This window comes from Chitinophagaceae bacterium, assembly GCA_016699815.1.
GTDB lineage: Bacteria > Bacteroidota > Bacteroidia > Chitinophagales > Chitinophagaceae > Ferruginibacter.
The window spans coordinates 2877323-2893305 of record CP065012.1; the positions used below are offsets into that span (position 1 = coordinate 2877323).

19 protein-coding genes and 1 tRNA gene are annotated in these 15983 nt (G+C 38.1%); 8 read left to right on the plus strand and 12 right to left on the minus strand.

Annotated features, from left to right (window positions below; translation table 11 throughout):
• Positions 1–10: 10 nt before the first annotated feature.
• Complete coding sequence (gene umuD / locus IPO46_12745) at positions 11–445, minus strand: translesion error-prone DNA polymerase V autoproteolytic subunit (protein ID QQS62926.1); 435 nt, start codon at positions 443–445, stop codon at positions 11–13.
• A 167-nt stretch (positions 446–612) separates the two neighbouring features.
• On the opposite strand from umuD, the gene ypdA reads away from it, so the two are divergent.
• The 3 genes from ypdA to IPO46_12760 all read left to right on the plus strand — a co-directional run bounded on the left by ypdA (position 613) and on the right by IPO46_12760 (position 2700).
• Positions 613–1590 (plus strand): YpdA family putative bacillithiol disulfide reductase, encoded by a 978-nt coding sequence (gene ypdA, locus IPO46_12750; GenBank protein QQS62927.1) that lies wholly within the window; start codon positions 613–615, stop codon positions 1588–1590.
• A gap of 197 nt (positions 1591–1787) precedes the next feature.
• Positions 1788–2261 (plus strand): transcription elongation factor GreA, encoded by a 474-nt coding sequence (gene greA / locus IPO46_12755; GenBank protein ID QQS62928.1) that lies wholly within the window; start codon positions 1788–1790, stop codon positions 2259–2261.
• 49 nt (positions 2262–2310) lie between these two features.
• Entirely contained in the window at positions 2311–2700 is a 390-nt protein-coding gene (locus IPO46_12760) for an HIT domain-containing protein (GenBank protein ID QQS62929.1), read from the plus strand.
• An 18-nt stretch (positions 2701–2718) separates the two neighbouring features.
• Here IPO46_12760 and IPO46_12765 read toward each other — a convergent pair whose 3' ends face one another.
• On the minus strand, positions 2719–3354 hold the full coding sequence (locus IPO46_12765; protein QQS62930.1) for a deoxynucleoside kinase: 636 nt from the start codon (positions 3352–3354) through the stop codon (positions 2719–2721).
• 62 nt (positions 3355–3416) lie between these two features.
• Positions 3417–4397 (minus strand): tryptophan--tRNA ligase, encoded by a 981-nt coding sequence (trpS, locus tag IPO46_12770; GenBank protein QQS62931.1) that lies wholly within the window; start codon positions 4395–4397, stop codon positions 3417–3419.
• A 145-nt stretch (positions 4398–4542) separates the two neighbouring features.
• Between trpS and gatC the strand changes: the two genes are divergently transcribed.
• From gatC to IPO46_12785, 3 genes are read left to right on the plus strand one after another with little or no spacing between them, the layout of a single operon-like run.
• Positions 4543–4833: an Asp-tRNA(Asn)/Glu-tRNA(Gln) amidotransferase subunit GatC gene (gatC, locus tag IPO46_12775; protein QQS62932.1), complete on the plus strand. Its 291-nt coding sequence runs from the start codon at positions 4543–4545 to the stop codon at positions 4831–4833.
• Positions 4834–4855: 22 nt separating this feature from the next.
• Positions 4856–5566: an ABC transporter ATP-binding protein gene (locus tag IPO46_12780; protein QQS64418.1), complete on the plus strand. Its 711-nt coding sequence runs from the start codon at positions 4856–4858 to the stop codon at positions 5564–5566.
• A 13-nt stretch (positions 5567–5579) separates the two neighbouring features.
• Entirely contained in the window at positions 5580–6143 is a 564-nt protein-coding gene (locus IPO46_12785; GenBank protein QQS62933.1) for a cob(I)yrinic acid a,c-diamide adenosyltransferase, read from the plus strand.
• 11 nt (positions 6144–6154) lie between these two features.
• Here the strand turns inward: IPO46_12785 and IPO46_12790 are convergent, their stop codons facing one another.
• Genes IPO46_12790 through IPO46_12800 form a run of 3 tightly spaced genes read right to left on the minus strand, consistent with a single transcriptional unit; the run spans position 6155 to position 8560 of the window.
• A complete protein-coding gene (locus IPO46_12790; protein QQS62934.1) occupies positions 6155–7006 on the minus strand; it encodes a hypothetical protein in 852 nt (283 codons plus the stop codon).
• 50 nt (positions 7007–7056) lie between these two features.
• On the minus strand, positions 7057–8016 hold the full coding sequence (locus IPO46_12795) for a hypothetical protein (GenBank protein ID QQS62935.1): 960 nt from the start codon (positions 8014–8016) through the stop codon (positions 7057–7059).
• The gene (locus tag IPO46_12800; GenBank protein QQS62936.1) at positions 8009–8560 is read right to left on the minus strand and encodes an RNA polymerase sigma factor; all 552 of its coding nucleotides are present in this window, start codon (positions 8558–8560) and stop codon (positions 8009–8011) included. The genes IPO46_12795 and IPO46_12800 overlap by 8 nt, the downstream gene beginning before the upstream one ends.
• Positions 8561–8712: 152 nt before the next feature.
• Here IPO46_12800 and IPO46_12805 point away from each other — a divergent pair.
• Both IPO46_12805 and IPO46_12810 read left to right on the plus strand, forming a co-directional pair.
• Positions 8713–8786: transfer RNA gene (locus tag IPO46_12805), tRNA-Met, on the plus strand.
• A gap of 146 nt (positions 8787–8932) precedes the next feature.
• Positions 8933–10336, plus strand: a complete 1404-nt coding sequence (locus IPO46_12810; protein ID QQS62937.1) for an MBL fold metallo-hydrolase — start codon at positions 8933–8935, stop codon at positions 10334–10336.
• A gap of 19 nt (positions 10337–10355) precedes the next feature.
• On the opposite strand, the gene IPO46_12815 is transcribed toward IPO46_12810, so the two are convergent.
• The 6 genes from IPO46_12815 to IPO46_12840 all read right to left on the minus strand — a co-directional run bounded on the left by IPO46_12815 (position 10356) and on the right by IPO46_12840 (position 15978).
• Positions 10356–10922, minus strand: coding sequence for a DUF4256 domain-containing protein (locus IPO46_12815; GenBank protein ID QQS62938.1), 567 nt, complete (start codon positions 10920–10922; stop codon positions 10356–10358).
• Positions 10923–10925: 3 nt separating this feature from the next.
• Entirely contained in the window at positions 10926–11423 is a 498-nt protein-coding gene (locus IPO46_12820) for a hypothetical protein (protein QQS62939.1), read from the minus strand.
• Positions 11424–11556: 133 nt separating this feature from the next.
• Positions 11557–12255: a 3-dehydroquinate synthase gene (locus tag IPO46_12825; protein ID QQS62940.1), complete on the minus strand. Its 699-nt coding sequence runs from the start codon at positions 12253–12255 to the stop codon at positions 11557–11559.
• Positions 12212–12583 carry a hypothetical protein gene (locus tag IPO46_12830; GenBank protein ID QQS62941.1) on the minus strand — a complete coding sequence of 124 codons (372 nt, stop codon included), beginning with the start codon at positions 12581–12583 and terminating at the stop codon, positions 12212–12214. The genes IPO46_12825 and IPO46_12830 overlap by 44 nt, the downstream gene beginning before the upstream one ends.
• 3 nt (positions 12584–12586) lie before the next feature.
• Positions 12587–13657 (minus strand): bifunctional 3-deoxy-7-phosphoheptulonate synthase/chorismate mutase type II, encoded by a 1071-nt coding sequence (locus IPO46_12835; protein ID QQS64419.1) that lies wholly within the window; start codon positions 13655–13657, stop codon positions 12587–12589.
• Between the two features lie 164 nt (positions 13658–13821).
• Positions 13822–15978, minus strand: coding sequence for a TonB-dependent receptor plug domain-containing protein (locus tag IPO46_12840; GenBank protein ID QQS62942.1), 2157 nt, complete (start codon positions 15976–15978; stop codon positions 13822–13824).
• Between the last annotated feature and the right edge of the window lie 5 nt (positions 15979–15983).

The window sequence follows — 15983 nt, forward strand, 5'->3', positions numbered from 1 at the left end:
CTACCGGCGTTTAAACAGTATGGATAACATAGGTTACCACGCCCCAAACGGCAAAATTGCTGAAGGCCGCCAGGTTGATGCTTTTAAAGCGCTCATTTTCGGGAATTAAAAATGCCGACGAAAAATTTTTATGAAAGCGCCGCACCAATAGTTCGCCGTTTAATATGGCCACAATTATTTTGCCGCTTACCGGTTTTACCGACCGGTCCACAATCATTACATCTCCATCAAAAATTCCGGCATCCTTCATGGCGTCGCCTTTCATGCGAAAGAAAAAAGTTGCCGGCTTGTTGCGGATAAGTTGTTCGTTGAGGTCAATACCCCGTTCCATATAATCATCTGCTGCGGCGCCAAAACCCGTAGCGTTGGCTGTTGGGATATCCTGCTGCGCAAATTTTTTTGAGCCTTTGTAAGCTGCGCCAAAAAAAAGATCTTCTCCTTCCATATCAAAAAATTTAGAAGGTAAAGTTGCATTTTATTTTCGAAATATGCTAAAATATTTAGTAAAAAAAGTTAAACTATTTTCAATCGGCGCCCATTCAAAAAAAGCAACGTAAAGCAAAGCCAGGGTTTAGGCCAACTTTTACTAACCGGAGTGGTTAACTTCGCTTTATGCAGCATTGTTACGATATATTAATTATTGGTGCAGGGCCTATTGGCTTGGCCTGCGCTATTGAAGCAGAGAAAAATGAATTGAATTATAGAGTTATAGAAAAAGGGGCGCTGGTAAACAGTTTATACCATTATCCTTTATTTATGACTTTTTTTTCTACAGCCGAGCGCCTCGAGGTAGGCAATATACCCTTTACAAGCGTAAGTTTTAAACCGGGCAGGCAGGAGGCATTGGAATATTACCGCAATATTCACCGGCATTTTGGTTTTAACATCAACTTTTACGAAAAAGCAGGGCAGGTAACAAAAGGCGCCGATGGGTTATTTACCGTTACAACGTCAAAAGATAAATATAAGGCCAAAGCCATAATTATAGCTACAGGGTTTTATGATATTCCCGTGTATCTTAATATCCCCGGGGAAAACCTACCAAAGGTTTCACATTATTATAAAGAGGCGCATCCATATTGTGGCCAAAAATTGATAATTATTGGCGCCAATAATTCAGCAGTAGATGCAGCGCTGGAGTGCTGGCGAAAAGGAGCGGAGGTAACCATGGTTATAAGGGGCAGTGGTATACATAAAAGGGTAAAATATTGGGTAAAACCCGATATTGAAAACCGGATTGAAGAAGGAAGTATCAAAACATATTTCAACTCGGTAGTACAGGAAATAAAACAACATTCCGTAATTATCAAAAGCGGCAATGGGCAAATTGAACTGCCCAACGATTTTGTACTTGCGCTTACCGGCTACCGACCGGATTTTGAAATGTTGCAGCAATGCGGCATCCAATTATCAGCAGATGGGTTGTTTACGCCAAGCTATAACCCCGATACTATGGAAAGCAATGTGAACGGGCTTTACCTTGCCGGTGTTGTATGTGGTGGCATGGAAACACACAAATGGTTTATTGAAAATTCGAGGGAACACGCAGCAATTATTTTCCGGCATATTTTATTGCAAAAAAACAATTAATCAGGTTGGCTATAGGTTAAGTTTTTTTTTAATAAAATTTTGATAATCAAAAAGGGTTTAAGGGATAGTAATTTTAACAAATATCTTTTTTTATTTAACGGGTAAAGAAAAAAGAAAAAATCTTATATTTGTTCATCTGCAACGCTTCGGCTAATACCGGGCGTTGTATTTTTTTTATTTGTACTAAATAGATTTTTATGGCTGAAACAAACTACGTAACAAAAGAAACATTTGAAAAAATGCAGCAAGAGCTCCAATCTATGAAAGGCATAGACAGGCCTGCAGCAAGCAAAGCCATTGCCGAAGCCAGGGAAAAAGGCGATTTAAAAGAAAATGCAGAGTATGATGCGGCAAAGGAAGCACAAGGTATGCTGGAAGCAAAAATTAAACAGCTGGAAGGAGTAATTGCTACGGCTCGTATAGTGGATGAGTCCACCATTGATACCAGCAGGGTGAGCATACTTACCAGGGTAACCGTAGAAAACCTAAATACTAAGAAAAAAGCAACTTACCAGATAGTTTCAGAAAATGAGGCCGATTTAAAGGCAGGAAAAATTTCGGTTACCTCACCCATTGGCAACGGTTTATTGGGTAAAGTGGTAGGCGATGTTGCAGAAGTAATTGTACCAGCGGGGCTTATTAAATTTAAGATTGAAGATATTTCGGTATAGCCCAAAGATATTTTTGAAACTAGAGTTTTTTGTAAAATTTAATTTGTGTATGACCATTTTCTCAAAAATTATAGCTGGCGAAATCCCTTCATATAAAATTGCAGAGAATGAACGCTTCCTTGCTTTTTTAGATGTATTTCCTTTAGTAAAAGGCCATGTACTGGTAGTGCCAAAAACAGAGGTGGATAAATTATTTGATTTAACCGATGATTACCTTGCCGAAATGCTGGTTTTTGCAAAACCTGTTGCCAGGGCTATTGAAAAATCTTTTGATTGCAAGCGCTGTGGAATAAGTGTGGTAGGCCTTGAAGTACCGCATGTGCACATGCACCTAATTCCCATTAATACGGCTGATGATTTAAATTTTACCCGGCTGAAACTCAATGTTGCAGAAGAAGAAATGAAACATATCAGGGAAAAAATACTATCCAATATATAGGATACATTTTTAAATATCTTAAAACAAACCAAATAACTGGGCATCTACCTGGGTAATTATTTTTCCAAGGTCTTCATCGTTATCGGCAAATTTATTGGTATCTGCATCAATGATTAACAGCTTGCCTTCTTTATAACTTTCTATCCAGTTGTTGTAATACTCATTGAGTTTTTTCAGGTAATCGAGCCGGATGTTTTCCTCGTATTCACGCCCCCTTTTTTGTATTTGTGCAACTAAAGTAGGAACAGAGGCTTTTAAATAAATCAATAGATCAGGCGGTTGTACCATGGTTTTGAGGGTTTCAAAAAAGCGGTAATAATTTTCAAAATCCCTTTTGCCCATCAGGTTCATATCATGCAGGTTGGGGGCAAAAATATTAGCATCTTCATATATGGTCCTGTCCTGTATTACAGTTTCGGTTCCCCGGTGTATTTCCAAAAGCTGGTTAAGCCTGCTGTTTAAAAAATAAATTTGCAGGTTAAAGCTCCACCTCGGCATGTCTTCATAAAAGTCGTTCAGGTAAGGGTTATGGTCCACATCTTCAAACTGAGGGATCCATTTATAATGCTTACTGAGCATTTCTGTAAGCGTTGTTTTGCCAGCGCCAATATTACCAGCTACTGCAATATGCTTTGGTTTTTTTGCTTTTGCCATAGTGTATAAAAGTAAAAATTCTACGCCAAAAAAAAATTTTATTTTTTAAAAGCAGCGGAAAGTTAAAAGTATTTAAGCCCCATTGCCTGGCGCACCAGTTCCATGCTGGCATTGGCGCTTTTTCGGGCTTTATCTGCCCCTTGCCTCATTATTTTTTCCAGGTAATTTTCATCGGCCAAAATCGAATTGGCTTTTTGCCTTATTGGGGCAATAAATTTCACCATATCTTCTGCCAGTTGCTTTTTCATATCGCCAAAACGAATGCGGCAATCACTGTAATCATTTTTGTATTGGGCAATTACCTCCTGGGTGCTTACCAGTTCCATCAATAAAAACAGGTTGGCAACCGAATCGGGCATTACGCTGTTTTTTTCTGCAGGCGCTTCGCCGGTTACCGCTTTCATTAATTTTTTACGGATGCTTTCATCGTCATCTGCCAGGTAAAGCGTGGCCATTTGGTTTTCGCTCTTGCTCATTTTTCCTGTACCGTCAAGGCTGGGTACTTTTAGTAATGTTTCGCCAAAATTAAAAGCCATTGGTTCGGGAAAAACATCGCCATAACGGTGATTGAAACGTTGGGCAAAATTACGGGTCATTTCCAGGTGTTGTTCCTGGTCTTTACCCACAGGTACATAGCTTGCCCTGTGTATGAGAATATCGGTAGCCATAAGCACAGGATACGTAAGTAAACCTGCATTAATATTTTGCGGATGCAGCCTTGCTTTATCTTTAAAGGTGGCCGTTTTTTCCAGTTCGCCTTTATAAGCAAGCATATTGAGGTAAAGATAAAGTTCACTGGTTTCATATAAATGGCTTTGGCAATACAGCGCCACTTTTTCAGGATTGAGCCCACAGGCAATATTTTCGGCAATTACCCGCTGTACATTTTTTTTGAGTTCCGTTGTATCGGGGTGTGTAGTGAGAGAATGCAGGTCGGCCACCATAAAAAAACAGGTATGCGTTTCCTGCATTTTTACATAATTACGCATAGCGCCAAAATAATTTCCCAAATGCAGGAAACCGGTGGGCCGAATACCACTCATTACTATATTATTTGCAACCATATACTAATCTGTACTAATGCTTATTTGTGTTTTTTTAGTTTGGCGAAGATAAGCAATGGGGCTGCAAATTGTTATCTTTTAGTAAAATGCTGTTTCATAGCCATCAATGTTTTATTTTTGTTTTATGGAAATAAGCAACGAAATGATAAGCAGGTTGGCAAAGCTAAGCAGGCTCTCATTTAACGATGAGGAAAAAGAGGCGATTAAGGCCGATTTACAAAATATGATTGGTTTTGTTGACAAACTACATGAAGTAGATACCGGAAATGTAGAACCACTGCTGCATATTATTCCCCATCAAAATATTTACCGGGAGGATAGAATAGAGGGACATATCAGTAACCAGGAAGCTTTACATAATGCACCTGTGCATGATGAACATTTTTTTAAAGTGCCTAAAGTAATCACCAAATAAATTTATATTAATGCCCGATCCTATTTTACAACTAAGCGAAATACGCAAGAGTTATTTCCTGGGTAAGCAGGAATTGCCTGTATTAAAGGGCATTACCATGAATATTAAAAAGAACGAGTATGTTGCATTAATGGGCCCAAGCGGTAGTGGCAAATCTACCTTAATGAATATATTGGGCTGCCTCGATTCACCCACTGCAGGCAGTTATATACTTAACGGTAAAGATGTAAGCAAGATGGATGATGGAGAACTGGCCGAAGTAAGGAATAAAGAAATAGGTTTTGTGTTTCAGCAATTTAATTTATTACCCAGGCTTACTGCGGCAGAAAATGTTGCATTGCCTTTAATTTATGCCGGCGTTTCAAGGCAGGAGCGGATACGCAGGGCAGAAGCTGTTTTGGAAAAAGTAAAACTTGAAGACAGGATGCACCATAAACCCAATGAACTTAGTGGCGGGCAATGCCAGCGTGTAGCAATTGCCAGGGCATTAATCAATAACCCTTCTATAATTTTGGCTGATGAACCTACCGGTAACCTCGACTCAAGAACCTCTTACGAAATAATGGATATTTTAGGAAAGATACATACTGACGGCAATACGGTTATAATTGTAACACATGAAGAAGATATTTCTGAGTATGCCCATAGGGTAGTGCGGTTAAAAGACGGGCAAATTGAATGGGATAAAGTAAACCTCAAACCTGTAGTTTCAAATTTATACAGTGTAAGCTGAGCAATAAATAAATATGTCAATAAGAATTTATACCAAAACGGGAGATAAAGGAAAAACCAGCTTAATTGGCGGCACTAAGGTTGCCAAAAGCCATATTCGCATTGAAAGCTATGGTAATGTGGACGAACTCAATTCTTTTATTGGGTTATTAAGAGACCATATTGCAGATGATAAAAGCAGAACAATGCTCAAAGAAATTCAGGACAGGCTTTTTACCATTGGTTCTTCGCTAGCCTGCGACCCTGAAAAGGATACAAAAATGGAAATACCGGATTTGAAGGAGGAAGATATTGCATTGCTGGAGCAGGAAATTGACTGGATGAATGAGCAATTACCAGCACTAAAATCTTTTATTCTTCCCGGCGGGCATGTTGCCGTTTCCACTGCTCATGTTGCCCGCTGTGTTTGCAGGCGTGCAGAACGTAAATGTGTTGAAATGCATGAAGAGAATATTTTTGTAGATGAAAAAGTAATAAAGTACTTAAACCGTTTAAGCGATTATCTTTTTATGCTTTCCCGCTATATTGGGTTTTTATTGAAAACAGAAGAAATTCAATGGAAGCCACGCCTGGGTTAGTTTTTGAAATGTTAAGGCAAATTGTCGTCTTTTTCTTCTTCTTCCCCGTCTTCAATCTTTAGCAGCCTCTTCTTAGTAATTTTATCGGATTGGCCGGGGATATATTTTTTCAAAACATATTTTTTTAACGGCACCTGAAAGGTTTTTTCAGGTATGGCTAAAAAAGAAATTTCAGTAGCCGTATAGGTTATGCTTTGTTTGCCGGATTTATGGTATTCGTATTGCATTACTAAACCGGGAATGCAGCCAAACATTGGCTCTGCTGCAAGTAATGCATTATTTTGCTTTGCCGGAAAATAATATACTGAAAGTTCATGATCTTTATCAACCTGGATATTTACCTTACGGCACATTTTACCTAAAATTTCAAGGCTATCGTTTAAAAAAGTGCATGAACTAATATCATATTTTTTATTGAAAAACCTCCATTGAGAGGGTGTAAGACTGTACCTGTATTTTTCTTTACCCGACTCTTTAGTGATGGTTGCCGGCTTGCCTGCCGAAGGCGGATAATGAAAATATATGCTTTGAATACGCATTAAACTGGACAGTACAATCTTTACTTTATCATTTTTTACATACACCGTTTTTACACCGCCATTATAGGTTTCGGCAATGCTCGATTTATTTTTGGCTTTAACGTTTATAGAATATGCAATGCTAAAAGGGTATTTGGCAAAACTGTCGGTTGCAACAATTATTGGAGCCGTGGAAACACTGTCAATAGCTGTGTGCAGGATACTTAATGCAGAGCTGTCTTTTATGGTTTGGGTACTATCCAATTGGGAATAAGAAGGCTTAGCAATAGATAAAAAAAATCCTGTAAAAATCAAAAACCTTGTAAAAATATGAAGGCCGGGCATCTGCAATTTTTTGCTTTTATTTTTTTACAAATTAAAGTAAAAGCATGTATTTAAAAAATCAAATCTCCTAAATCAATCGGGTCAAAAGGGTTTTTCCCCGGTTTAATGTCAAAATAGGCTTTGTCGGCTTTTTGCCATTTTTCAATCCGCTTTTTTATTCTTTTGGATTTGTGTGTTGGCTTGCCATTACGTTTTGTGCCATACATTTTACGCATCATTTTCATCATTCCTTCCGAAATGGAAATAGAAGTGGAATTATCTACCCTAAGTTTTACATTTTCATTTTTTTGCTCGTTAAAAACAAATGAAGGAACATTTGCGCCTATAAAACTAGCAAAGCTTGCTAAAATATCGTTATCTCTTATTTTAATGTATTCATCATCTATTTGCATGAGGGTAAAAGTACCTTTACCTGCGGTATATTTATTTTTGGTAAACTTATTTTTTGCAGTACTTGTTTTATTGGCAAGAGTTAGAGCATTTTTATTTGCGTTATTATTGCTATCTGTCTTGGTTAATAAAGATGGGGCTGAAGAAGCTAATGAATTTCCTGCCGGGCTTGAAGTTGCCAGATCTTCTTTGATTTGAACATCATTTGATCTATAATTAATGATACTCCATGTAGCAACCAGCAGTAAAATTATTGCCGCTGCTGCTGAAATTGTACGCCATGGCATAGATACTACTTTGCCTGGGGTTCGCTTGGCAGAAATCCGCAGCCATATTTTTTGAAAGATATCACCTGGAGGTTTTACCCTGGTTTCTTTAAGGCTTGCTACGGTAACATCAATGGGGGTTTTTGATACCTGAGAAAAAATATTTTGAAAGAGCAGTTCTGATTTTTGCGGAGCAATTTGTAAACTTTTAAGTTCGGCAAAAATTTCTTTAAGTTGGTCGGCCTTTTCTTCTTCAGGGCAATAAATGTGTTCAATAATCCTGTGATACAATTCACCTGACGGCTGAATACTTAATTCTATTAGGTTAGTTAATATATTTTCGGCGTTATTCACTTTCCGTGGTAGTAAGTATTTTTTTTAAGTAAATCCTTGCCTTATGCAATTTCGATTTGCTGCCACTTTCCGTTATCCCCAGCATTTCGGCAATTTCTTTATGGTTATAGCCTTCAATAATATACAGGTTTACAATTGTTCTGTATCCATCTGGTATTTGTTGAATCAGTTTTAGCAAATCCTGCATATCCAGTTTGGCATTTGCCCCTAATTCTGTTGTGGCAACATTGAGGTTTTCATTAATTTCTGCAAACTGAACTTTCTTTTTTCTCAGCTCATCCAGGCATACAGTAACAAACACCCTTCTTGCCCAGCCTTCAAAAGAGCCCTCACCTCTGAAATTGGATAGATTGCGGTATAATTTAATAAAGCCTTCCTGAAAATAATCGTCAGCAGTGTTAGGGTTGCCTGCGTATCGTAGACAGAGGCTATACATTTTGCCAGACAGGAAATCATAAATTTCCCTAAAAGCCTTTTCATCGCCAGCTAATGCGCTTTGTATTAAGACGTCCGGATTAGCTAAAATGTTCCCAATGCTGCTCATTTATTAAAATTCATGCATAATTAACTACAAATCATAGGAGATATGGCGGTAAATGTAATGATTTAAGGGATGAAATTAAGAAAAACATTACTATTGTTTGTGTTTTTGCAGAATAATCAAATACCTGTATTTTTGCACCCCAAATTTATTTGGCCGGGGTAGCTCAGCTGGTTAGAGCACAGGATTCATAACCCTGAGGTCGGCAGTTCAAGTCTGCTCCCCGGTACATCAGCCGCTCTTTTGAGCGGCTTTTTTCATTATCAATAGGGAAAAAATCCGAAGCCCAATTTTTAATAATGTGTTATTTGTCAAAAATATTTTATTCAATTTTAAATTGTGCTGCATACCTTTAAAATTCAAAAATTACGTAAGATGAAGATTGCTTTTCACGGCGCCGCCCGTACCGTAACCGGCTCAAAACACCTTTTAACCCTATCCAATGGTAAAAAATTATTGCTTGACTGTGGCATGTTCCAGGGAATGGGAACGCAAACCGCAAGCCTGAATATTGATTTTGGATTTAATGCCGATGAAGTAAATAATGTAATTCTTTCTCATGCTCATGTAGACCATAGCGGATTACTGCCCAAATTGGTAAAAGACGGGTTTAAGGGAAAAATTTACGCTACAGATGCTACGAAAGATCTTGCTGCTGCGCTTATGGAAGATAGTGCAGGTATACAGGAAATGGATATTAAATATGTAAATAAAGAAAGAGCGTTAAAGGGGTTGCCCTACCTGCAGCCTTTATATACAACCGAAGATGCCTTAAAAGCATTGGGCCATTTTGAAACTGTGCCCTATAACGTATGGTTTAAGATAGATGATGAAATAGAATTTTGCTTTACCGATGCCGGCCATTTAATTGGAAGCGCAGCGGTGCATTTGAAAATTACTGAAAACGGAAAAACCATGCGTATTAGTTTTAGCGGAGATGTGGGCCGTTACCGTGATGCCATATTAAAATCGCCGGAAGTTTTTCCGCAATGCGATTACCTGATTTTGGAAAGTACTTATGGAAACACCCTTCATGATGAACATAGCCCTACACCAGATGCATTGTTGAAATGGATACAACATACTTGTATTGAGAAAAAAGGGAAGCTTATTATTCCGGCATTTAGTGTAGGCCGTACACAAGAGATTTTACTTTGGCTTAACCAACTGGAACTGGAAAACAGGTTGCCCGACCTGGACTATTATGTAGATAGCCCTTTAAGTACAAAAGCCACTAATATTGTAAAAAAATACCCAAAATATTTTAACAAACGCATTCAGCGCATTTTGGAATCAGACAATGACCCTTTTTCTTTTAAACGGTTAAAATTTACCAAATCGGTTGAAGAAAGTAAGTTGTTGAATTTTTACAAAGGGCCTTGTATTATTATTTCTGCAAGCGGTATGGCAGAAGCCGGGCGCATTAAACACCATATTAGCAATACCATAGAAAACAGCAGGAATAGCATTTTGCTTACCGGATATTGTGAGCCACATTCGCTGGGCGGACGTTTAAAAAAGCACCCAACTGAAATTGGTATTTATGGACAAGAGCACCAGGTAAATGCAGATATAGGTGAAATAAGGAGTATGAGCGCCCATGGTGATTACGACGACCTGTGCCAGTTTATAGCCTGCCAGGACGTAAAGCAAATTAAAAAACTCTTTTTAGTACATGGCGAGTATGATGTACAACTAGACTTTAAAGCCAAATTATTAAAGAAAGGTTTTGGCGATGTGGAAATTCCCGAAAGACATTTTGAAATTGGGCTTACTTAAAAACCGAAAATAAAATAGCTTATACTTTTAGCCAGCCCCTGAAACCCCGTGCAGCATAGTAAGATTCTGCACCATTGTGATAAACAAAAACTGTATCATACCGCCTGTCGCAAAACAAGGCACCACCTAATTTCCTGATATTTTCAGGCGTTTTTATCCAACTGGAAGTTTTTTCATCAATTTTCTCCAATTGCTGCAACTGGCGGTATTGTTCTTCATTTAGTATTTCAATGTCAATTTCGGCTGCAAAATCCAAAGCACAGTTTTTGGGTTTATTTTCTTTACGGGAATCAAGTGCCTGCCGGTCATAACAAAAGCTCCGCCTGCCTTTTGGTGTTTCTACGACGCAATCCATAAAAATAAATTCACCTGATTTTTTATCAAAACCCACTACATCGGGCTCGCCACCACTCATTTCCATTTCATTGAGCGACCAAAGTTTTGCAGGATTTGTTTCCAACTTTTTCTGTACCTGCTCCCATACCAGGTTTTTATGCCGGTGCATGTTTTTGGTAAACCGTTCTTTTAAAATAGCGAAAATTTCTTTGCTTAATCCCGGAGATAATTTTTTGTAATTGCTTTTCATTTATCAAAAATCGGATAAATACCAATTACCCATGATTTTTTTAAGCTCAATTTTTTCGTTTTTTGTACCTGTTGGGCCAAATTTAATTTTTACAACGGCTACATCTGCTTCTATCACAGCTTCTCCATCAATACTTCCGTTTTTAAACTGGTTTACAAAATCATCCTGTACTTTTTTGGTTTGCGAAGCCATACTGCAAATGTCTTTGGTATCGCCATCGCCATTTCCGGTTGGGTCACACAGGTTTTTGAGTGTAGAAAAATCACCCGATTTTGCTGCATCAAATATTTTTTGTACCACTTTTTCTGGGTCTTCACCCACTGCAGAATTTATAACCGGTGCATTGGCAGCTGTAGGTGCACCTGCTGTTGTTGTGCTTGTTACGTTTGCCTCAGGTGGTTCAGACGTTGTAACATTTTGCTTTTTTTCGGATGAATGATTATTGCATGCGGTTAAAAATATTCCGGTAAATAGCCCTAAGGTTAAAAGTTTATTTTTCATGATTTCTTATTTTTTGAATGAGTTCAAAAATAAATAAGCAGTTTATATTTTCAACTTATCCATTTGGATAAGTGAAAGCAACTGTCACAAAGAAAATTATTAACCTTTTTAAAAAGGAGATTTGTTTGCTGGTTTATAAAGCTTCTATCATGTCTTTAAGTTGCACCAGTGGTAAGTTATGCACTTTGGCTTTACCTATTTTGTCGAGTAAAATAAAATCTAAAGTATCCTGTTGCCTTTTTTTATCCATAATCAACCTTTCCCAAATTTTAGTTTTATTGAATTGGGTATTAACAGGCAGCCCGTATTTTATGAGCAGGTTTACCAGGCGTTCTTTATCAGCACTACTAAACATATTAATTTCTTCGGAAAAGGTAGCGGCTATAACCATGCCAATACTTATGGCATGGCCATGCGGCAAATGATGGTTGGTTTCTATTGCATGGCCAATAGTATGGCCAAAATTGAGTAATTTTCTCTTGTTATTTTCCTGCTCATCTTCTAATACTATTTGGGTTTTAATGCGAACATTATCTTCTATTAAATTTGCAACGCCTAATTTGTTTTGTATAAAATCATCTAAGTTGTGTTTTTCTAATAATTTAAATAAATGTTCATCTTGTATGCAGGCATGTTTTATTATTTCGGCAAAGCCGTTAATCCATTGGTCTTTGGGAAGTGTATCCAAAAAATTGTAGTCGAAAATAATTTTAGCAGGCTGGTAGATAGTTCCGGCCATATTTTTATAAGGCCCGATATTAACGCCGTTTTTTCCGCCAATAGCAGCATCAACCATGCCCAGCATAGTTGTTGGCGCCAATACGAGTTGCATTCCCCTTTTTAAATATTGAGGCGGCGTACCCGGCAATATCAGTTATTACACCGCCGCCAATACCCACCATTACTGTAGCTTTATCGGCTTCAGTTTTTATGAGTTCTTGTAAAATATAGTCAATGGTAACCTGTGTTTTGCTGGCTTCTCCCGGAGAGAGAACAAGAGGGGAAAAATTTTTCAATCGTTGCTCATGTAACCGAAAAATATTTTCATCGGTGAGCACAAATAATTTTTTTTCAGTGCAATCACCTGGCAATGTTTCAATGCTTCTATTAAATAAATACGTTGTTGCTCCACTATGAAATTTATGGGTTACCTGGTTCATGCATTACTCTTTTGGGCCGTTCATTATTTTATTTTGATGGCTGATGCTTTCCAGGTGCAATGCATCGAGGTAGCGGGCAATAAATTCTTCGCTAAGGCCAAGAGAAACGCCATGTTTTACTACCCGCTCTGATATTTCATTCCAGCGGTTGGCCTGCAGGATAATAATATTTTCACTGCGCTTGTGTTCACCAATTTGTTCTGCTATTTTCATTCGCTGGCTTATGAGCGAAAGCAGTTCATCGTCTATTTGGTTTATTTGTTCCCGAAATTTTGATAAGGCTATTAAAAAATCTGTTTCATTGCTGGTTTCCGACCGCCAAATAAGCTTTTGAATTATTTGCGCCAAATCATTTGGTGTAACCTGTTGCCTGGCATCGCTCCAGGCAAAATCGGGGTTAATATGGCTTTCGATCATTAAGCCGCTAAAACCAAGGTTAATGCTTTTTTGGGCAATATTCCCAAGCATGGTCCTGTTGCCGCAAATATGAGATGGGTCGCATAGCATCATCATGCCCGGGAACCTCAATTTCATTTCAATGGGTATGTGCCACATGGGTGTGTTGCGGTATTGCGTATCTCCATAGTTGGAAAATCCACGGTGGATCATACCAATTTTTTGCAAACCAATTTTTTGCAACCTTTCAATTGCACCGCTCCATAATTCAATATCTGGGTTTACAGGATTTTTTACCAATACGGGAACATTGGTTCCTTTTAAAGCTTCGGCTACGGCTTGTATGCTAAAAGGGCTTACTGTTGTTCTTGCCCCAACCCATAAAAGGTCGGTTTCATATTTAAGGGCATCTTCTACATGTTTTGCGGTTGCAACTTCTACACATATGGGCAAACCGGTTTGTTTTTTGGCTTGCAGGAGCCAGGCTAAAGCATCTGTTCCAATACCTTCAAACATACCGGGCTTGGTTCTTGGTTTCCAAATGCCTGCCCGAAACATATCTACATTGCCCGATGCTGCCAATAACTTTGCTGTTTCCAGTATTTGTTCCGGCGTTTCTGCACTGCAAGGCCCACTTATTATAAAGGGCCTTTTTTCCCAAATATTTTCAATGTTTATGTTCAAATTTGTGGTGGCTGTTTGCACTTTAAACTATTAATCGTTTTTTTTAATAAACTTATTGTTTTCTTTTTAATACGGTGCAAGTTAGTGTGCTTATGCTATAGTTGGTAAAACCATTTTTTTAAAAGGGTATTTTGATTGTTTGATGTGATTTAAACTTGCTATAATTTAATATTTATACCTGCCATAAAATGAATGGGTGCCATGGGAAAATAATAATTACTTGTAGAGCGTTCACTATTGTAAATATAGCTAAACGTGTATCCATTGGCCACGTACAAGGTTGAAAATAAATTATAAACCTGCACAAATAATTTTATTTCTTTTAAATGCGTATTGGTAAAGGTATAAGCTGTGCTAAGCTCCTGTGTATAGTAAGGTTTTATGCTTTTATTCATTTGGGAAGTATTATCTAAAAACTGGCGGCTGATGAATTTTCCTGAGAGGCCAATTTGCAAATTGCTTACCGGGGCATACTCCAGCGTTGCACTGCTGATGATATTTGGAGAAAAAGAAATGTTGGTTTGTTTGTAAAAATTTACTGCCTGGTTATTATTGTCGTAGTCATCAATATATTCGGTAAAGTTTTTTATTTTATTTCGGCTTAAAGTAATGTTACCATTGACCATTAACCATTTTGAAATTTTTGCGGCGGCGGTAATTTCCACACCACTTCGATAACTTTTTGGGATATTGGTACGGGTATATGCGCCTACATCATTTACTTTACCAGTATGCACCAGTTGGTTTTTATAAAGCATCAGGTAGGCATTAATACCGAGTTGTATCGTTGGGCTTTTATATTCTGACCCAAGTTCAAAGTCGTGCAGGTATTCGGGTTTTGGCGTTTCATTTATACCTGCTTCAAAATCATCCCTGTTGGGCTCTTTGGAGCCATGGGCATAGGAAAAATAGGTTTTGATTTTTCCTTTGCTGTAAGTGATGCCCGCTTTGGGATTTATAAAAAAGTAACGGTTGCTCAAGTTTATCGTTGGGTTATCCCTGAAGCCATTAATGTGGTACACTACTTTTTTTACCTGCAGGTCGGCAAATAAATGCCAGTTTTTAGAAAAATTTTCGGTCCATTTTACAAAAGATGAAAATTCATTTTTAAAGGCATTATTGTTGTACCATTTAAAGTTTGAAGGTATAAAAACCGGTTCTTTGGCCCAGGTAACTTTTCCGTAATGTTTGCCCTTGTATTGATTCCATCCTGCGCCAATAATTATTTGCCTTTGGGATTTTTCGTATTGAGCAGAAAAAATATTGCCGTAAAAGTAATTGTTGAGCCAGAGTTGCCTCACAATATCAGATGTATAAACGGTATCGGCGCCATTAAAATAGTTGGGTAAACCGTAGGCTGATAATTTTTTGCCTGCTTTGTATTGCTCGTAAAAGCCTTTTCCATGTGTTAAAAACCCAGTGATGTTGGCTTTCCAAAAAGCTGAAAATTTTTGATTAATAAACAGTTGAAAGTGTTGTTGTAGGTAGTTATCGGTTTCGTTTTGGTAAGGATCCGGTTTTTTTTCTGTTCCGGAACTATTGTATCTCCTGTTGATATGCAGCAATTCTTCTGATAAGCCATTCCAGGCCTGGTATGTTTTTTCTTTGCCCGAAATAAAATTAAAACGAATGGAATTTTTAGGGTTTAAATAAGTAAGGCTTATCATGGCAGAGTGCAGGCGGCTGCTGGCTCTTTCAATATAGCCGTCGCTCTTTACATGGCTTATTCGGCCATCGGCTGTAAAATGTTTTTTAAATAACCCACTATGCAGCACTAAAGTATTTTTAATGCTGTGGTAACTACCTGCGTTATTGTTAAACTCCAGGCCGCTTTTGAGTACCGGTTCATTGGTATTAATATTTATGCTTCCCCCAAAAGCCCCGGTACCATTTGCTGATGTGCCTACGCCACGTTGTATTTGAATTTGCGATGCCGATGAAGCAATATCCGGCATATCTACAAAAAAAGTTCCCTGGCTTTCGGCATCGTTAAAAGGAATGCCGTTGAGGGTTACATTTATCCTTGAAGCATCTGATCCCCGGATGCGGAGGTAAGTATAACCAATGCCATTACCAGCATCGGAACTTACCGTTATCGATGCTGTATGGTTAAAAATGAAGGGAAGGTCCATACCCGTATTTTGTTTTTCAATTTCCTGTTTACCCAAATTGGTTTTGGCAATGGGTGTTTTATCCTGTGCCCTTACTGCCGTAATTTCTACCGGCTGTAACAAAGTAGTGTCTGCCAACTTTGTGGCCTGTGCATAACAAAAATGTACAGTGCAGCATAAAAGCTGCAATATTAATTTATTCATAAAAT